Source organism: Facklamia lactis (genome assembly GCF_015863205.1).
In the GTDB taxonomy this organism is placed as follows: domain Bacteria; phylum Bacillota; class Bacilli; order Lactobacillales; family Aerococcaceae; genus Facklamia; species Facklamia lactis.
This window is the reverse complement of the sequence record NZ_JACBXQ010000001.1, coordinates 332,734-350,165: the sequence shown is the minus strand read 5'-3', so window position 1 is coordinate 350,165 and position 17,432 is coordinate 332,734. Positions and strand designations below refer to the sequence as shown.

The 17,432-nt window shown below is 34.4% G+C and carries 14 protein-coding genes; 12 read left to right on the top strand and 2 right to left on the bottom strand.

Features of this window, described 5'->3' with window-relative positions; translation table 11 throughout:
• Positions 1–67: 67 nt before the first annotated feature.
• A complete protein-coding gene (locus HZY91_RS01550; RefSeq protein ID WP_197114037.1) occupies positions 68–2,140 on the bottom strand; it encodes an acyltransferase family protein in 2,073 nt (690 codons plus the stop codon).
• 196 nt (positions 2,141–2,336) lie between these two features.
• Between HZY91_RS01550 and HZY91_RS01545 the strand changes: the two genes are divergently transcribed.
• From HZY91_RS01545 to HZY91_RS01530, 4 genes are all read left to right on the top strand, one after another.
• A complete protein-coding gene (locus HZY91_RS01545; protein ID WP_197114035.1) occupies positions 2,337–3,023 on the top strand; it encodes a response regulator transcription factor in 687 nt (228 codons plus the stop codon).
• Positions 3,020–4,534, top strand: coding sequence for a HAMP domain-containing sensor histidine kinase (locus tag HZY91_RS01540; protein WP_197114033.1), 1,515 nt, complete (start codon positions 3,020–3,022; stop codon positions 4,532–4,534). The genes HZY91_RS01545 and HZY91_RS01540 overlap by 4 nt, the downstream gene beginning before the upstream one ends.
• Positions 4,535–4,604: 70 nt before the next feature.
• A complete protein-coding gene (locus tag HZY91_RS01535) occupies positions 4,605–5,489 on the top strand; it encodes an ATP-binding cassette domain-containing protein (protein ID WP_197114031.1) in 885 nt (294 codons plus the stop codon).
• Positions 5,479–6,234 (top strand): ABC transporter permease, encoded by a 756-nt coding sequence (locus HZY91_RS01530; protein ID WP_197114029.1) that lies wholly within the window; start codon positions 5,479–5,481, stop codon positions 6,232–6,234. Before HZY91_RS01535 ends, HZY91_RS01530 begins: the two co-directional genes overlap by 11 nt.
• 49 nt (positions 6,235–6,283) lie before the next feature.
• On the opposite strand, the gene HZY91_RS01525 is transcribed toward HZY91_RS01530, so the two are convergent.
• A complete protein-coding gene (locus HZY91_RS01525) occupies positions 6,284–6,511 on the bottom strand; it encodes a hypothetical protein (RefSeq protein WP_197114027.1) in 228 nt (75 codons plus the stop codon).
• A 141-nt stretch (positions 6,512–6,652) separates the two neighbouring features.
• Between HZY91_RS01525 and HZY91_RS01520 the strand changes: the two genes are divergently transcribed.
• The 8 genes from HZY91_RS01520 to HZY91_RS01485 all read left to right on the top strand — a co-directional run bounded on the left by HZY91_RS01520 (position 6,653) and on the right by HZY91_RS01485 (position 17,430).
• Positions 6,653–7,699 carry a S66 family peptidase gene (locus HZY91_RS01520; protein ID WP_197114025.1) on the top strand — a complete coding sequence of 349 codons (1,047 nt, stop codon included), beginning with the start codon at positions 6,653–6,655 and terminating at the stop codon, positions 7,697–7,699.
• 176 nt (positions 7,700–7,875) lie between these two features.
• Complete coding sequence (gene dcuC / locus HZY91_RS01515) at positions 7,876–9,252, top strand: C4-dicarboxylate transporter DcuC (protein ID WP_197114023.1); 1,377 nt, start codon at positions 7,876–7,878, stop codon at positions 9,250–9,252.
• A gap of 20 nt (positions 9,253–9,272) precedes the next feature.
• The gene (locus tag HZY91_RS01510; RefSeq protein WP_197114021.1) at positions 9,273–10,466 is read left to right on the top strand and encodes a MalY/PatB family protein; all 1,194 of its coding nucleotides are present in this window, start codon (positions 9,273–9,275) and stop codon (positions 10,464–10,466) included.
• A 5-nt stretch (positions 10,467–10,471) separates the two neighbouring features.
• The gene (locus HZY91_RS01505) at positions 10,472–11,353 is read left to right on the top strand and encodes a LysR family transcriptional regulator (protein ID WP_197114019.1); all 882 of its coding nucleotides are present in this window, start codon (positions 10,472–10,474) and stop codon (positions 11,351–11,353) included.
• 169 nt (positions 11,354–11,522) lie between these two features.
• A complete protein-coding gene (locus tag HZY91_RS01500) occupies positions 11,523–13,163 on the top strand; it encodes an IS1182 family transposase (RefSeq protein ID WP_197114017.1) in 1,641 nt (546 codons plus the stop codon).
• A gap of 282 nt (positions 13,164–13,445) precedes the next feature.
• A complete protein-coding gene (locus HZY91_RS01495; protein ID WP_197114015.1) occupies positions 13,446–14,690 on the top strand; it encodes a LysM peptidoglycan-binding domain-containing protein in 1,245 nt (414 codons plus the stop codon).
• Between the two features lie 615 nt (positions 14,691–15,305).
• Positions 15,306–16,490: an ABC transporter substrate-binding protein gene (locus HZY91_RS01490; RefSeq protein ID WP_197114013.1), complete on the top strand. Its 1,185-nt coding sequence runs from the start codon at positions 15,306–15,308 to the stop codon at positions 16,488–16,490.
• A 94-nt stretch (positions 16,491–16,584) separates the two neighbouring features.
• Entirely contained in the window at positions 16,585–17,430 is an 846-nt protein-coding gene (locus HZY91_RS01485) for an ABC transporter permease (RefSeq protein ID WP_218958236.1), read from the top strand.
• Positions 17,431–17,432: the final 2 nt, after the last annotated feature.

Below are 17,432 nucleotides of genomic sequence, written 5' to 3'. Positions count from 1 at the left end.
TATAGCATAAATAGTGGTAGCTATAAATTAAAGCTGTTCTCCAAAAAAGAGAACAGCTTATTTTATGTTATTGATTTTCATATAAAGCTTTTACGATCGTCGCAGTGTAATAGTCGAGTCCCTCCAAGGATAAATGAATGTCATCTTCTCCATAATACTCTGGATGGTCGAGTGAAACACTGTGCCAATCAATTTCGTGGACGTTATCATATAGCTTTGTACACTCTTTAATCACTTCGTTGACTTCTTCTACATGCTCTACAGCAGAGTTCGTATTGACCAAATAGATTTCACGATCGCCTGCCATGTCGATGAGTTCGGTGAGACCTGGTAGGTCGTAGCCGGCATTGGTCCCAAGATTAATGATTAATGTCTCTTCAACTAACTCTTGATCGAGTAAGTCTTGGAATTCGTCATAAGAATCCCACACTTGTAGGCTGGTATAGCCATACGTTGACCCTTCTTGAAAGACCGTTTCAAAGACTGGCCCCGCAAGTTTGGCCAGAGAATCACCAAAGAGGGTAACGGGAAGCTCCACAGCATAAAGCATTTCTTCTTCTGATAAGAGTTCAACAATTTCAGGATCCATCGATTGAATGTATTCTAGTTTGGCCTCCTGATCATCAGATGGTTCTGATAAAGTTTCTCTCACTTTCTCTTCATCGGTCTGATCTTCTTTTTTATCTGCGGCGGCTGCTAATAATTGAAGGCTTATTTTTTGAGTCATCTCTCTTCCTAGATCTGTTTTAAATGTGTCGTCTACTAGAGAACCCGGGGAAGCTAACTGAATAAAATTTGTTTCCATTTCTTGGTCAAAAGCAAGCAATTCACTACGAAGGGCTTTGGCCTTTTGATCATGCGGGTAGTAGAGACTAAAGGGAGAGGGCTGAGTTTGATACATGCCGTATTCCAGTTCAAATAAAGCTAAGGATTTTTGATTATCAGCATAGCAAATTCCATAAATAAAAGTTCCAAGTAAGCCGAAATAGATGATGGATCGAGCTAGAAGTGCTGAGAATCTAGGTTTAGGTTTAAAGTGATTGATCAGATCTTGCCAATCCTGTTTGAAATTAAAGTCTGTACCAAATAAATAAGTCATCCGTTTAGATTCTATGAGATAAGAAAATAAGCTGGCGATCACGACAATAGCTAGAAAAGTGGCCCCTTTAAGTAAGCTTATTTTATCCTGGAAGTTTCTTAAATAGCTGAAACTATAGACAATAATCGGGTAATACCACAAATAAAAGCTATAAGATTTCTGACCTAACCAGGCCAAAAGGGGGTGACCGATTAAGTCCTCTACTAGGTTGAAGCGGTGGTTAGCTCCAATGATAAAAGCACTCGCCAGGACATTATAATAAGGCAACCAGAATTGATAGGTGATGGGTTCTTGATCACTGACATGGAAGATCAAGTAGACCATCATAACAAAAGAGCCTACACTCATCAGGAAGTAGATCCAGGAGGCTACAAAATAGCGATATTGGTTGATGGCTGCTTGGAGACTCGTGTTTAGGTAAGCGACAGCAATTCCGATCGCAAACGATGCAAAGCGGGTTTGGATCCCATAATAGACATTTGACGGATCTTGCCCGGGTTGATAATGCAGGTGGTTTAGATACAAAGTACAAGCAAAAACCAGTAGCCAAAAAATTCCCTTGATCTTATCGGAAGTTATCCAACGATCCCCTATCAGTATCACCGGAATGGCGATGATAAAGGATTGAATATAAATCGCGATATACCACAGATGTGTCATAGGAGAAGCGTTGGCCATATCCGTAAAGTATGAGCGTTCACTTGCCAATTGAAAAAAATTATTTAAAAAAGTTAGACTCGCAAGGATTTCTAACTGTAAAGATTTTAAAGCGATAGGATTAAGGATTAATAGTCCCACCACAATGAAGATTAAAAACCATAAGAGTGGAAACCAAACTCTACTGATCGTCTTATGAACATAGGAAGCCACTTCTTTTAAAGGTTGATTTCTCAGTTTATTGGTCAAGAAATAGCCCGATAAAACTAAAAAAGTATTAACCGTTAGGAAACCTCCTGGAATTACTTCGGGCCATAAGTGATAAAGTATTATTGATAAGATAGCAAATCCTTTAATGCCATCAAAAGCTTTGATTCGTATCATTCGGATCATCCTTTTATTAAGTTAAGAGTATATTATCATACATTTTTGAAAGTTTCAGAGGGAATATCGAATTTTTATCAAAAATTTCACATAAATTTAACGATCTTATAGATGGGGCGCATTTAAATTTGAGATCCACAAATAAAAAACACATGGATAGGTTATAATAAATTAAAATCAGGAAGTAGGTGATATCATGCAGGAGTATAGAATTTTATTCTTGGAAGATGAAGAAATGATTCGAGAAGTTTTAGCGGAATATCTCAAGATTGCTGGCTATCAAGTGACACAAGTGGGAGATGGACAGAAGGCGCTCGAAACTCTGCAGCAAGAAACGTTTGATTTTGCTATTTTAGATATTATGGTTCCGGGAATCACAGGTTTAGAAGTGCTTGAGTATATTTCCATTCATCATCCTGAATTGCCAGTGGTAATGCTCACCGCACTGGGTGATGAACAAACGCAGGTTGAAGCGTTTAATCGCTATGCAGATGATTATATCATTAAACCTGTTTCACCGATTATTTTATTGAAAAGAGTGGAAACCATTTTGAGGCGAGGGCACCATCTTGCAAGCTCACAAGATAGGGGCACTTCTAAGCAGCAAACGGGCCTTCAAATTGATGAATTAGCTTTTCGAGCTCTGTACAACGAACGTGACTTGGAACTGACCTTGTCCGAATTTTTAATTTTGCAAGTATTATTGCAGCATCCTAAGCAAGTATTCTCAAGAAATCAGTTGATAGATCACGTCTTTGGAACAGACTATATCTGTTCAGACCGAGTGATTGATACACATGTTAAAAATTTACGAAAAAAATTGCCGATCAATTGTATTCAAACGGTTATAGGAGTGGGCTATCGCTATGAGGTGGTTAATTGAATCTAAATCGAAAAACTTTTGTTTATAGTTTTGTTCTAACGGTGACACTTGTTTCAGCTATTTTAGCTTATTTAGTTTATTTATTACCTTCTCTCTATTTAGCGAATATGGTGCGTTCGAATACAGAAGCGAGTCAAAATTTTCATGAAGCTTATTTAGACCAGCGAAAGTTTCCTGTGGAAGCGGCACCGAATTTAAATGCTTCTTTGATCTTTACCAGTTCTAAAGATTCTAATGTGGTGGAGGTACTCTCTGCCTACGGAACAGCCAGTATTGAGCTGAAAAATAAAGAAATGCTGGATTTACTGAATTATGTTAAAGATAGTTCCTTTGAAGATCCAAATTTTAAAATTGATCAACGCTTTTCATCAAAAGAATATTGGCAGACGATAAGGGAAACGATTCAAAATGATTTCGATATTAATTTAAAAAGTAGTCAGCATGAATTTGATGAAAGCATGCATGATTCTAAAGTGGTTAAAGGGGATAATTATCATTTATTTATCGCTTCTGTCGAAGATCGAAAGAATGTTTATACTAATTCGTTGGGAGTGAGTCAAGAAGAAGGTGGAATTATTGTGACCTATATTCCTTTTTCTATTTCTAAGATTGATGATATTCAAGAGGTTGTGTTAAGAAGCTTACCGATGATTGTGTTAGGCTTGATTTTATTTACTGCTTTAGCAAGTCTCTATTTTACGCGTATGATTGTCAATCCTATCCAATCAGTTGTTAAACATACCGATAAGTTACGCCATAATCAATTAAAAGAGATGAGTCGCCTTGAATTGCATTCAAATGATGAGATTGAATCTTTAGCTGAAAGTATTGACGATATGTATCTGGAACTGCGCCAAACTTATCATCGTTTGGTAGATAAGCATCAAAAGCAAGAACTTTTCTTAAGAGCTTCCTCTCATCAATTAAAAACACCTGTGGCAGCTAGTTTGTTACTGGTAGAATCAATGATCGATGGGATTGGTAAATTTAAAGATCATGAACAATATTTACCTAAGGTTAAAGAACAGATTCAATCAATTCAACATCTTATTGATGATTTGTTGATAATCAATCGTCCATTGGATGCACAAAAAGAGGATTGGGTTGCAATCGATGAATTAGTAGAACAAGTCCTAGATTCCTATCAATTTCAAAAGGAGAGTAGTGATAAACAAATAGAGAAAGATCTTCTCTCTTTTCAATTAACTACTCAGGGGGACTATCTTTATAAACTCATTGATAATTTGATTGCGAATGCTTTTACGCATAGTCCGGAATGTAGCAAAATTGAGATTCAACTGCGCGAAAATTATTTGAAAATAGTGAATGCAGGACAAATTGACCCTAATTTATTGGAATCAATCTTTGAACCTTTTGTGACGACTCGTAACCATCTGACTTCTGGTGGACTCGGCTTATATATCGCAAATAAATATGCTCAAGCCCTCGATTATCGAATTGAAATTCGAAATATTGAGAACCAAGTTGAAACAACCTTATATTTTGCTTAATCCTCACAGGATCTCCATACAGGATCCACTTCATTTGATTATAGTGAAATTAAGCCAAAGGAGGAGTCGTATGATTACAATTGAACAGTTAAAAGTGAAATATGGGCAGGAGACAGTACTGAGAATTGATGAGCGAATTCAATTTGACGCAGGGCAACGAATTGGTATTATTGGAGGAAATGGTGCCGGAAAGACAACCTTAATTAATGCTATCTTAGGTTTGATTCCCTATGAAGGAAAAATTACACGAGAAGTTTCACCCAGTGAGATGGCGGTTCACCTTCAATTCAATGAGTTTGTGGATACGATGAAATGTAAGTATGTCATGGAAGCCATCCTCAATACTTCAATTAAGCAGAATCCAGAACTACGCGAATTGATTGAATATTTTGATATGGAAGACCAATTGAACAAAAAATATAAGCAGTTATCAGGAGGACAAAAGCAGCGCTTTACTTTGATTATGGTTCTCTTCCAAAAGTCGCCGTTTACCTTTTTTGATGAGGTGACTTCGGGGTTAGATTTCGAAACAAGACAAAGGTTAATCAAAAAAATTCAAAATTGGTATCAAGGTTCTTCTGATAGCTTCTGCATGGTTTCGCATTATTATGAAGAATTAGAGCACCTAGTGGACCAAATCGTATTGTTGGATCAAGGAAATCTGATTGCTTACGGAGATAAGGTTGCACTCTTTCAACAGTATTGTGGTCAGAAAGTGATGCTATTTGATCATAGTACAGAAAATGAGAAGATTGCTAAATCATTCAAGAAGATACTTGCACCAGATCACACGATTGCGATTTCGATTAACTCATTGGATGAAGAGAAATTATTATTGAACCAATTAATGGAGCATAATATTGATTATCGTCGGACTAGTCATGATATTGAATTAATGGTTATAAATGCTAAGGCTTCGTTTTATCGAGGAGGGGGTCAGAAACATGCAAGCTAATTTAATCAAGTATGAGGTCCGAAATATATTTGGAAATTTCTTTATTCCTTTGTTTGGAATTGCAATGCCAATTTTTATGGGAATATTGATCCCTAAAGGAATTGTAGGCCAAGTTCCGGAAGCTTTTCAAGATGAAGTGACTCTCTCGATTGTTTTGGGGATGAGCATTATGATTCCTATGTGTGTGGGACTGATTGGATATGCGGCTTCTTATGCCCAAGAGTTAGAGAAGAAAATTCCGTTACGTTTTAAATTATTTGGCGTTAGCAATCGGAAATTTATTGCAACGAAACTCATTGGACAAATGATTGTAGTGACCATCACTTTAGTCATTTATTTTATAACGATGCATTTTGTTCATGGTATTCGTCCAGCCAATTTAATGGGAACGCTCATTTACTTTTTGTTTATCTATTTCTTTACGATTTGTTTCTTGATGATTTCTCATGCGGTGGCAGATATGATCGGTAAGTTTGGCCCGACATATGCAGTGATTATGATTCTTTACTTCTTCTTACTCTTTATTAGTGGGAATATGGGCTTGCGATATGAAAATTTCCCCAAATTTTTACAGCGGATAGCAGATATGATTCCTTTAACGCATTTTAGTGGAGATTCTGCTAATATCTGGACGAATTCTTTATCAAATTATGGAGAACTGATACAAAGTTCGTTGACTCTGTTTATTATCGCATGTTTACTCCTTTTGTGGTCTACATTTAGAAAGAATAAGACTTATAATTAAATCAAAAAGCAACCGTCTTACCGGTTGCTTTTTGATTATTGTTCATTTCTTATCGAGTAAAATGGCGACCGCAGTCTTGGCATTTCATTTGTCGAGAAACGGTTGTTTTTTTATCAGTGATTGCATATTTCATCAACATGATAATTCCTATTGGTAGTAGAAAAAAAGTTCCGATGACAGGAATGAGGGCACCTGCAAAGATGAAATAGAGGCTGATTGTAAAGAGTGATTTATGAATCCGTTTTGTCTGATTAGAACCACAGTAAGGGCATTTCATAAGAAGTCTCCTTTCTACATGTATTGCTTTGTCTCATCATAATATATCTTTAGACAGGTCACAAAAATAATGCCCAAGATGAGATGGTTTGAAAGTCATTACCGTGCTATACTTTGAAACAACAGAAAAGGGGGAGAACGAATGATTACATTAAATCGAGGAGATAAAATTGCGGTTGTAAGCTTATCGAGTGGAATCCTAGGAGAAGCTTTTTGTCGTCATCAATTAAGCTTAGGTAAAGAACGTTTAGAAGCATATGGTTTTGAAGTGGTATACATGGATCATGCTTTAAAAGGGATGGATTATTTAAGCGCTCACCCAGAGAAGCGAGCTGAAGACCTATTGGAAGCTTTTGCTGATCCGACCATTAAAGGTGTTATCTGTGCAATTGGTGGTGATGATACCTTTAAATTAGCTCCTTATCTTTTAACTGCATCAGCGAAAGAAATAATTTATCAGCAGCCTAAATTTTTTATGGGATATTCAGATACTACTATCAATCATTTGCTTCTCTATAAATTAGGACTGCATTCTTTCTATGGGTTAAGCTATCTAACATGTTTTGCGGATTTGGGGCCTGATATCTTAGCGTATAGTCGACAATCATTTGAGAACATTCTCACGGAAGAACCCTTTGTTTATGAACCTAGTAATCTTTGGTATGAAGAAAGAGAAGACTTTTCTGAACAACAACTTGGCATAGCGAGACTAAGCCATTTAGACACAAAAGGGTATGAGTTACTTCAAGGACAAAGTAAATTTCAAGGTCATTTATTAGGTGGTTGCCTAGAAAGTCTTTACGATCTAATAGTAGGAGAGCGTTATCCAGAAGAAAAGGAGATCAACCAAAGGTACAATCTTTTTCCTGCTAAGGAAAATTGGCAAGGCGCCATTTTATTTCTTGAAACCTCGGAAGAAAGACCTCTACCATCTAAAGTGACAGAAATGTTATCTGTTCTAAATGCTGAAATAGATTTTGAACAATTGAGCGGTATCATTGTAGGTAAGCCACAAAATGAAATTTATTATCAAGAATATAAAACAATTTATCAGAGGATTGTTCCTGAGCACATACCGGTAGTCTATAATATCAACTTTGGCCATGCCTATCCAAAAATGCTCTTACAATATGGCGCTATAGCCCAAGTGAATACGGATCAACAAAGGATTGAAATTGAACGCTTATGATTTAAAGAAAACTCGACTAGAAATAGTCGGTTTTTTTGTGTATCAATAAAATTGGTAAATATTTTACTATTAATAAAATCGATAAGGGTTGATTATTATGAATTTCATTTCTAAATGCTCTCATGTTATTCTTATTTTAAAGTAAGCGTTTACTAAATATGAAATGAGGTTAAACTATGAATGATTTTATTATTTTATCACTAACTCTATTTATCGTAATAACTTGTTCGTATCTTGTTGTGAAAAAATATAATCCATTATTAATTTTTTTTATGGGTGGTATTATAATACATGTAATAATTTATGTCACAACTGGCTTTTCGCCAATGGAAAATGAATCGATGGGAAATATTGTTTTTGATATTTTTGGTATGATAACGAGTGAATTTAAAAATCAACTTGGTGGAGTTGGATCAAATTTGATGATAGTTGCGGGATATGCAACTTTAATGACTAGAATTGGAGCCTCGTCAAAGTTAGCAGAAGCTGCTACAAAGCCTTTGAAAAAAATAGATTCTCCGTATCTAATATTGGCTTTACTATATGTGATAGGAATCATATTGAAAATGATGATAACTTCTCATGCTGGCTTAGGACTATTGTTAATGGCTACCACTTTTCCCATCTTGACTAACTTAGGGATAAGTAAATTAAGTGCAGCTTCTACAATAATTTTATCTGGTTCATTAGATTGGGGACCAAATGATGGTGCTGTAATTTTTGCAGCGGATAATGTTACAGGTATAGAAGTGGGTTCTTATTTTATAAATTATCAAGTAATTCCAGCTGTTTTAAGTATTGTTGCAGTTGCCATTACAGTTTCTGTATATTTTAAATACCTTGATTCAAAAGAAAAAGTTAATGAAAAAATAGGGTCCTCATCAGCTCAAAATGAAACATTTGAACATTTACCCTTTATTTATGCGTTTCTTCCAGCTCTTCCATTAATTTTAGTTATTTTAGTTTCTATGCTTCCGAAGATGTCTTTAGATGTTTTTTCAGCGAATTTAATTGGGATTGTGGTTACTTTAGTTGTACAAACAATTAGATATAAAAAAGATATAGTTGCTTTATTAACAGAGGATTTGAAAGTTGTTTTTAATGCTATGGGAGAATCTTTTGCAAATATAGTAACTCTAATAGTGGCTGCTAGTGTTTTTGCCAAAGGTTTAATTCAATTAGGTGGTTTTAATATTATTGCCAATTATATTTCAAATTTAGGAGGTGCTCAACTTATTATCATTATTTCTTTTTCATTACTTTCTTTTTTAGCTGTCATAATATTAGGCAGTGGAAATGCTGGATGGTTTGCTTTTGGTCCTCTTGTTAATGATATAGCTCCGAAAGTAGGATTAGAAACTTATCAAATTGCTGTGCCTATGCAGCTTGCATCAGGAATGGGAAGAGGCTTATCACCTGTTGCTGCAGCAATGATTAGCGTAGCTGGTTTAGCGGAAATTGAATTAGAAGAGATAGTAAAGAGAAATTTTATTCCAATTATTGTTGGGTTAGTTGTTAATATTATAAGTTCATATATTATATTTGTTTTGTAAAATAAAAAAGGAGAGTTATTATGACAAATAAAATTAATTTTGACGAAGTTAATAATAGAAGAGGGTCTGATTGTAAAAAATTTAATCCTAACCTATATGATGAAACTGTTTTACCAATGTGGATTGCAGATACTGATTTTAAAGTTCCGAAAGAAGTGGCAGAAGTTGCTAATAATAGAAATGCTCATGAGTTATACGGTTATCCATATGAACTCCCAGAATTTAATGAATCCGTTAAAGGATGGATGAAAAGAAGACATGATTGGGAGATTGATAATTCACATGTTGAATTTGCTTTTGGCGTTGTTCCAGCTTGTATTTATCTTATACAAGAATTTACACAACCAGGAGATAATATTGTATTATTAACTCCCTTATATTCTCCATTACGTGAGGCAGTCGTCGATAATGGTAGAATATTATTGAATAGCAGCATGGAATATAAACAAGGAAATTATGAGATAAATTGGGAAGATTTTGAGGCGAAACTTAGCAATAGTAAAACAAGAATGTTAATTTTATGTAATCCACATAATCCAGGAGGGAAAGTTTTTACTAAGGATGAATTATTGAAAATTGGTAAATTATGTTTGGAAAACAACATATTAATTTTCTCAGATGAGATACATGCAGATATTATTTACGAAGATAACAAACATATTCCAATTGCTTCATTATCAAAAGAAATATCCGATATAACTGTTACAAGTTTGAATCCAGGAAAATCATTTAATGTAGCAGGTGTCCGGACTGCTGCAGTCATTATTTCAAATAAAAATATAATGACAAGATACATTCTTTCACGTAAAAGAAATAAGGCAATGGGAAGAACGGTTATGGGACAAAATGTATTTATTGCTTGTTATAAATACGGCGATGAATATATTGATCAAGAGGTTCAATATTTGGAAATGAATATGGAATTTGCTGTTAAATTTATTGAAGAAAATATTCCGGAATTAAAAGCATACAAGCAACAAGCAACCTATTTACTTTGGATAGATTGTAATGGACTCAACCTTTCGCAAGAAGAATTGATGGATTTATTTGAGAAAGAAGGGAAAATAGCTATGAATAGTGGTTTGTCCTTTGGGAAAGAAGGAAATGGTTTTGTCCGGTTGAATTTTGCTGTACCTCGACCAATTTTAGAAGAGGGATGTAATCGTTTATTGAGGGCAGTAGAGTATCATCGATCAAATTCATTGAATAATTAATCTTTATGAATTTAATCCATTTAAATTATTTTAAAGCAGTTTGTGAAAATGATAACAATGTTTCAAAAGCAGCTAAAAAACTATATGTCTCACAATCTACAATTTCAGCGTCATTAAAGAAATTAGAAGACACATTAGGAATTCAATTGTATGAAAGAACTAATAATAATACTTTAGAAATAACAAATGAAGGCAAAGCCATATTTCTAAAAACAATTCAAGTTTTGGAGCAATATGATGAATTACTAAGAACTGTTAGTGATTTGAAGCATGGAGAAAAGCACATTAGATTTGGGTTGCCTCCGATGTTAAGTGCAATGTATCTGCCAATGATGTATGAAATGATTGTTGAAAAAAATTTAGAAATACTATTATCTGTTTCTGAAGAATTGTCCCCTTTGTGTTTAAAAAGTATTAAAAATAAAAATATTGATTTTGCTTTGATTGCAGGTTTAGAAAATGAAAAATTTGGAGTCCCTTTTTTAAAAATATGTGAGACAAGTTTGCAGCTTTGTACTAAGTCATCTGATTTAAATGGTTGTGCGGCTCTTACAATGGAAGAGTTGTCAGATCATCCACTGATTATGCTTAAACAACCATCTTTTATCACTAGTTATTTTAATGATTTATTCGCAGAAAAAAAGTTGAAACCAAATATTGTTTTGGAGACAAACCATCTTACTTCTGCAATATATTTGATTAAAGAAAGGAAATTAAATTCTATTCTTTTCAAAGAAATTATTGAGAAAGAGCCAGAATTATTAGGAATACCTATTCAAGGAATTGAAAAAGTTTCTATCTATTTAGTATGGAATGAGGAATCACTATATTTTGATAAGTTGTTAGATTTCAAAAATAATTTAATTAATTTGTTGTCGAAAGAGTAATAATACAGTTATCTATAACGAGGCTGTGACATAAATCAGCCTAAAAATCGCCCTTAACGTTGTTACAACAGCGTTAAGGGCGATTTTGTGTTATAATGTTATTGGAAAATTAAAAAAACAAAAGGGCGGCAACCCTCTGTTTAAAATAATCCTCGAAAGGACTAACAAAATGTACCCTAACTATAACATAAACCAACTCACATTGGAACTCTCAACTCAATATTCACCTAAAGAAAATCACGTTGTTTGGGTTATTTATGAATTTGTAGAGTCGCTAAATCTTGATCATGTCTATACGTATGGACGCCCCAAAGAATATGATCCTTCTATGTTATTAAAGATATTATTATATGCATACTCACGCGGAATTTTCTCAAGCCGTGCGATCGAACAATTTGCTCAAGAAAATTTACCTGCAAGATGGCTGACTCAAGAAGCTGAACCAAGTTATCGAACCCTTTGTCGATTTCGTGTGTCTCAAGAACTGCGAACAATTCTAACGCAATCATTTGATGATTTTACGCATTTCCTCAAACAAGCAGGCTTTATAGATGATATCATCTTTATTGATGGCACAAAAATACTTGCAGATGCTAACAAATATAGTTTTGTTTGGAAAAAGAATACGATGCGTTATGAAGAATTGAATCGTCAACAGATTGTCACCTTAATCAATGACATCCATGAACACTTTCAACAAGCAGTGATTCCTGAGGATACTGATTTGACTTTGGATGAGTTAGAAGAAGTGCTGATACAGCTAGAAGTTCATCTTGAACAACTTGAAGCAGAGATTGCCCAAGAACCACGAATATCTCCCCATCCTAAGAAAAAATCCCATCGTAAATTAAAACGTTGCTTACGTCAATTGAGACAACGACAATTAAAGAAAAGAACCTGTATCTTACAAAAAGAACGATTTGGTGAGCGGAATTCTTATTCCAAAACGGATACGGATGCGACATTTATGCGGATGAAAGAAGACTCTATGAAAAACGGTCAATTGAAACCAGGATATAACCTTCAAGTTGCGACACGTGAAAAATTTTTCTTAGCTTATCAACTATTTCCCAATCCAACCGATACGCGAACCTTCATCCCTTTTCTACAAACGCATTCTAGCTTAGTCGAACAGACACAAGTCGTCGCAGCCGATGCAGGTTATGGTTCTGAAGCAAATTATCGTTATCTCGAAGATGTCCATCCTCAGTTGACGGCGATTATCCCTTACAACACCTATATCAAAGAACAAAGTAAACGGTGGCAGACAGATGACCAAAAAATAATGAATTGGGCGTATGTGGAATCAGATGACTATTACGTAGATCCTCAAGGTGTCCGCTTTAATTTTCATGCTTATCGAACGCGAACGGATAAATATGGCTTTGAGCGCCAGTTTACAGAATATGTGGCAGAAACAAAAACGATTGACCAAATGAATATTGAAGAAGCATTTACGGCGAAGGGATACAAACGTCGAATACAAGTAAATCCTGAATATGAATATTTTAAAGCAAAACAGCGACAATTGCTTTCAGATGACGTTTATGGTTCGATATATCATCAAAGAAAAATTGATGTCGAACCTGCATTTAGTCATCTGAAAGCCTGTTTGGGCTTCATTCGATTCCATGTACGAGGGATTGATCGTGTTAATAACGAGATTGGATTGGCTTTAATGGCATCCAATCTCAGAAGATGGGTATTCTTATTCACTTCTATAAAGAAAATCCAGAATTATGATTCATTACGAATCATAATTCTGGGTATTTTAGAGACTTATGTCACAGCCTCATATTTTATAAAATAAGGGTATAGAAGTTTGTGAATAAGTCTTGAAATTTGTGCTTTAAGTTTGCTCAAAATATTTTTATTTTTTTCGTAAAGGTGATCAAAACAAGGTTAAAGATTGAAGTTTTTGTGAAAAAAAGCCGTTTCATTTGAAGTGCTTAAAATTTTATATTACGATTAAATTACAAAAATAACTATTATATTTTTGTTTACATTTCAGTTGCTGAGAGTCGAATGCTGGTAACTGTGTTAATGAAAAAAAGAAAATGTTTCTAGTGCTCAACCGAAAGGATGAATAAACATGTTAAAGCAATTTTATAAAGGATTTGCTCCTTGGAAAAAAATGACTCTTATCGCTACTTCTGCCTTCGTTCTTGGAGGATTATCAGTGAATGCTCAGGAAAATCCTGACCAAGGAACAACGGATGAGAATACGGAACAAGAAAATGTTTCTAATGAATTGATTCGAGATGAAAAAACTTTTGAAACAATTGATGAAGCTTTAGAATATGGAAAGGCTAAATTTGATGAAAAAATTCACGTCGATTTCTTCGTAAATTGGGATGAAAATGGCTATTTTGTGATTGATTGGGAAATGAAAGCTGATGATCCTGAGAAGCCAGAAGATCCTGAAAATCCTGAGAACCCAGGAGATCCAGAAAAACCAGAAGACCCTGAAAACCCAGAAGACCCTGAAAACCCAGAAAATCCAGAGCAACCTGAACGTGAGACTTATGTCGTTCAGGCTGGCGACTCCCTATGGGTGATTGCCAACAAATTTGGTGTGAGTGTCAATGACTTGAAAGAATGGAATAACTTAGAATCTAACTTTATCCAAGTGGGTCAAGAATTAGTGATAGAAGCACCAGCGGATCCGGAAGACCCAGATAAGCCGGAGGATCCAGAAGGTCCTGAGAATCCAGAAGATCCAGAGCAACCCGAACGTGAGACTTATGTCGTTCAAGCAGGCGACTCCCTATGGGTGATTGCCAACAAATTTGGTGTGAGTGTCAATGACTTGAAAGAATGGAACAACTTAGAATCTAACTTTATCCAAGTGGGTCAAGAATTAGTGGTAGAAGCACCAGCGGATCCGGAAGAACCAGATAAGCCGGAGGATCCAGAGAAGCCAGAAGATCCAGAAGATCCAGAAGATCCTGAAGATCCTGAAGATCCAGAGCAACCCGAACGTGAGACTTATGTCGTTCAAGCAGGCGACTCTCTATGGGTCATTGCCAACAAGTTTGGTGTGAGTGTCAATGATTTGAAAGAATGGAACAAACTAGAATCTAACTTTATCCAAGTTGGGCAAGAATTAGTGGTAGAAGCACCAGCGGATCCGGAAGAACCAGATAAGCCGGAGGATCCTGAAAACCCAGAAGATCCAGAGCAACCCGAACGTGAGACTTATGTTGTTCAAGCAGGCGACTCCCTATGGGTCATTGCCAACAAGTTTGGTGTCAGCGTTAATGACTTGAAAGAATGGAATAACTTAGAATCTAACTTTATCCAAATTGGTCAAGAATTAATTGTAAGTCAAGTGTAGAACTAGATTGATATCTATTTAAATAAAGAAATAAGAAGCTCTCCTTTAAGTAAATGCTTAGAGGAGAGTTTTTGTGTACCAATAGTTATTAAGTATATAAATATATAAATTAATTGAGATTGGAAAAGAAAGATATCTAATTATATATTTTGAAATCTTCTTTAGAAAATGATTAAAATATTGAGCAAATAAATTAATTTTTATTTAAAAATTTTTAGGATAAAAAGTGACATACAGAATTATTGTTAAAAATTGAGCATTTTTTTAAAATAGATAAGTATGTTTATAAAAAAAAACTATATTAGCTTCCATTGTAGTAAGTATTTAAAATTGCTATCATTCTTTGAGGAGGCTTCAATTGATATGTCAATGAAAGGAATGGTAACGATTTTAAATAAAAATAATGGGTAATGGATTATTAATAATATTTTAAAGAATGCATCAGATGTTTATTTTAATTGGATATTAAATATATTACTATTTATAATCTCTCGAAGAGACATAGATATGATGAATAGTATTCAGACGAATTATGAGTTACTTATTTTATTAATTGTCTGGAAGTTTATATGTATCAACTGTTTATATAATAAGTTAATTTTTAGGAGGTCCATTATGAAAAAAAGGATATCATTTATAATTACATTAATGTTTACTATGTTTTTCTTTTTAGTAATCTGTTGTAACAAGACAATAAATGCATCAGATCAAGAAATAGAGAGCTCAGTAGAAAATACTAATGAAGAAGTAGTTAAGGAAGAAAATAATGAACTGGTTGAAGAACTTCCAGAGCTAAATATTGCGTGGGGAAATGACTTACATACAGTGAATCCACATTTGGTTTTCTTAAAGCCAGAGTTATTTGAAAATAATGATACATTCTTAAGGCCAATTACAGATAGTAGATTAGAGTTGGTTAAAGATGGAGAAGTTATTGCTTTTATAAATTTTATTTTAGGACCAAATGGTTCCGAGAATGTTACGATGATGTCTCAAGGTCATATTGATGCTGCATATTCATCAAGTACAGCTTTTATGACAGGAATTGATCAAGGGTTAGAATGTAGTATTCTGTGTCCAGTACAAAGTGGTGGAGTTGCGGTTGTTGCTGATATTGATGCTGAATATGATTCATTTGAAGAATTGGTAGAGTTTGCTAAAAATTCTGATAAACCAGTATTAGCAGGATATCATTCAGCTGTCAGTGCTCCAAGATTTGTTTTAGAATATGCACTGAGAGACGCTGGATTAAAAGTTTCAGAAGATACTTCTGATTATGAGGCTGATGTATTGATGAGTGATTTAAAAGGACTGAATAACCTTGTTCCATCTTTAAGTTCCAATCAAGTAGAAGTTTGGGCTGGTCCAATACCTAATCCTCAAAATGCCGAGGCTCAAGGTGTAGGAAAGATATTGGCTAAACTTGATGATCTACCTGGAGGCAAATGGGTAGATTTTCCATGTTGTACTTTTAATGTTCGTAATGACATTATTGAAAATTATCCTGAAGTTGTTCAGGCGCTTGTTCAAATTACTACTGATATTCAAACATATGCACAAAATAATAGAGAAGATACTGCTGAATTACTTTCAGATTTTGTTGGTTTAGATGTTGAAATATTAAATAAAAATGATACAACATACTCTACCACTCCTGATGACAACTTTAAGAATGGTATGAAAATTTATTATGACGCAATGTCTGAAATGGGGAAATTTACAAAAGATTTTAAAGATAAAGAATTTGATGAAGTAAAAGATCAAATCTTTGATTATTCATTTGTAGATAAAGTTCAATAATATTACTGTTAGACAAATACAATATTTGATTAAAGGTCGAATATTGTATTTGTCCTATACACTGAACACTTATTTTAGATATTGAGGTGAAAATTTGAACAGCAAAATGAAAAAAATAATACGGCTGATTTCTCCTTCGGTTGTTCTTCTTTTGTTTATCATTTTTTGGGAGGTTGTGGCAAGACAAGTTGGAAATAATGCGGTGCTTCCTAAGGTAACGACTGTCGCTGCACATTTTATAAATTTTAATGAAGAAATAATTGGAATAGGAACATTACCAAAAAATATAATTTATAGTTTGGTAAGAGTTTTTATAGGCTATATTTTGGCAATAATAGTGGGGCTACCTTTGGGAATTTTAATGGGATATTCACAGAGAGTGAATAGAATCTTGAATTTGACTATAAGTGTATTTAGACCTGTTCCTGCAATTGCTTGGAGGCCTTTGGTTTTAGGTTGGTTTGGAACGATGAGTATTGCTACGATTTCAGGTGTTCCTTATGGACCAACATATGCAATTGTAGATAATTTTAAGCTGTCAATGATATTTTTAATATTTTTAGGAGCTTTTTTTCCTATTTGGGGAGCGACTCTATTTGGCGTAAGTAATGTAAGACAAGTATTGATAGAAAGTTCGCAAGTATTAGGAGCATCGAATAAAGATATTTTTAGATATGTTTTATCTCCAGCTGCAGGACCTAATATTGTAAATGGATTAAAAAATGGATTAATTGCAGCATGGTCTTGTCTAGTTGCAGCTGAAATGTTGCCAGGGTCAATGAGTGGATTAGGATATTTGATTTCTCATGCTTATGAATTAACTAGGATGGATATAGTAATAGTTGGTATTATCTGTATTGGTAGTATAGGAGCTTTATTTGATATGATATTTACAAAAATCTCAGATAAATATTTCTCATGGCAAAAGTTAGTGAAGTGATA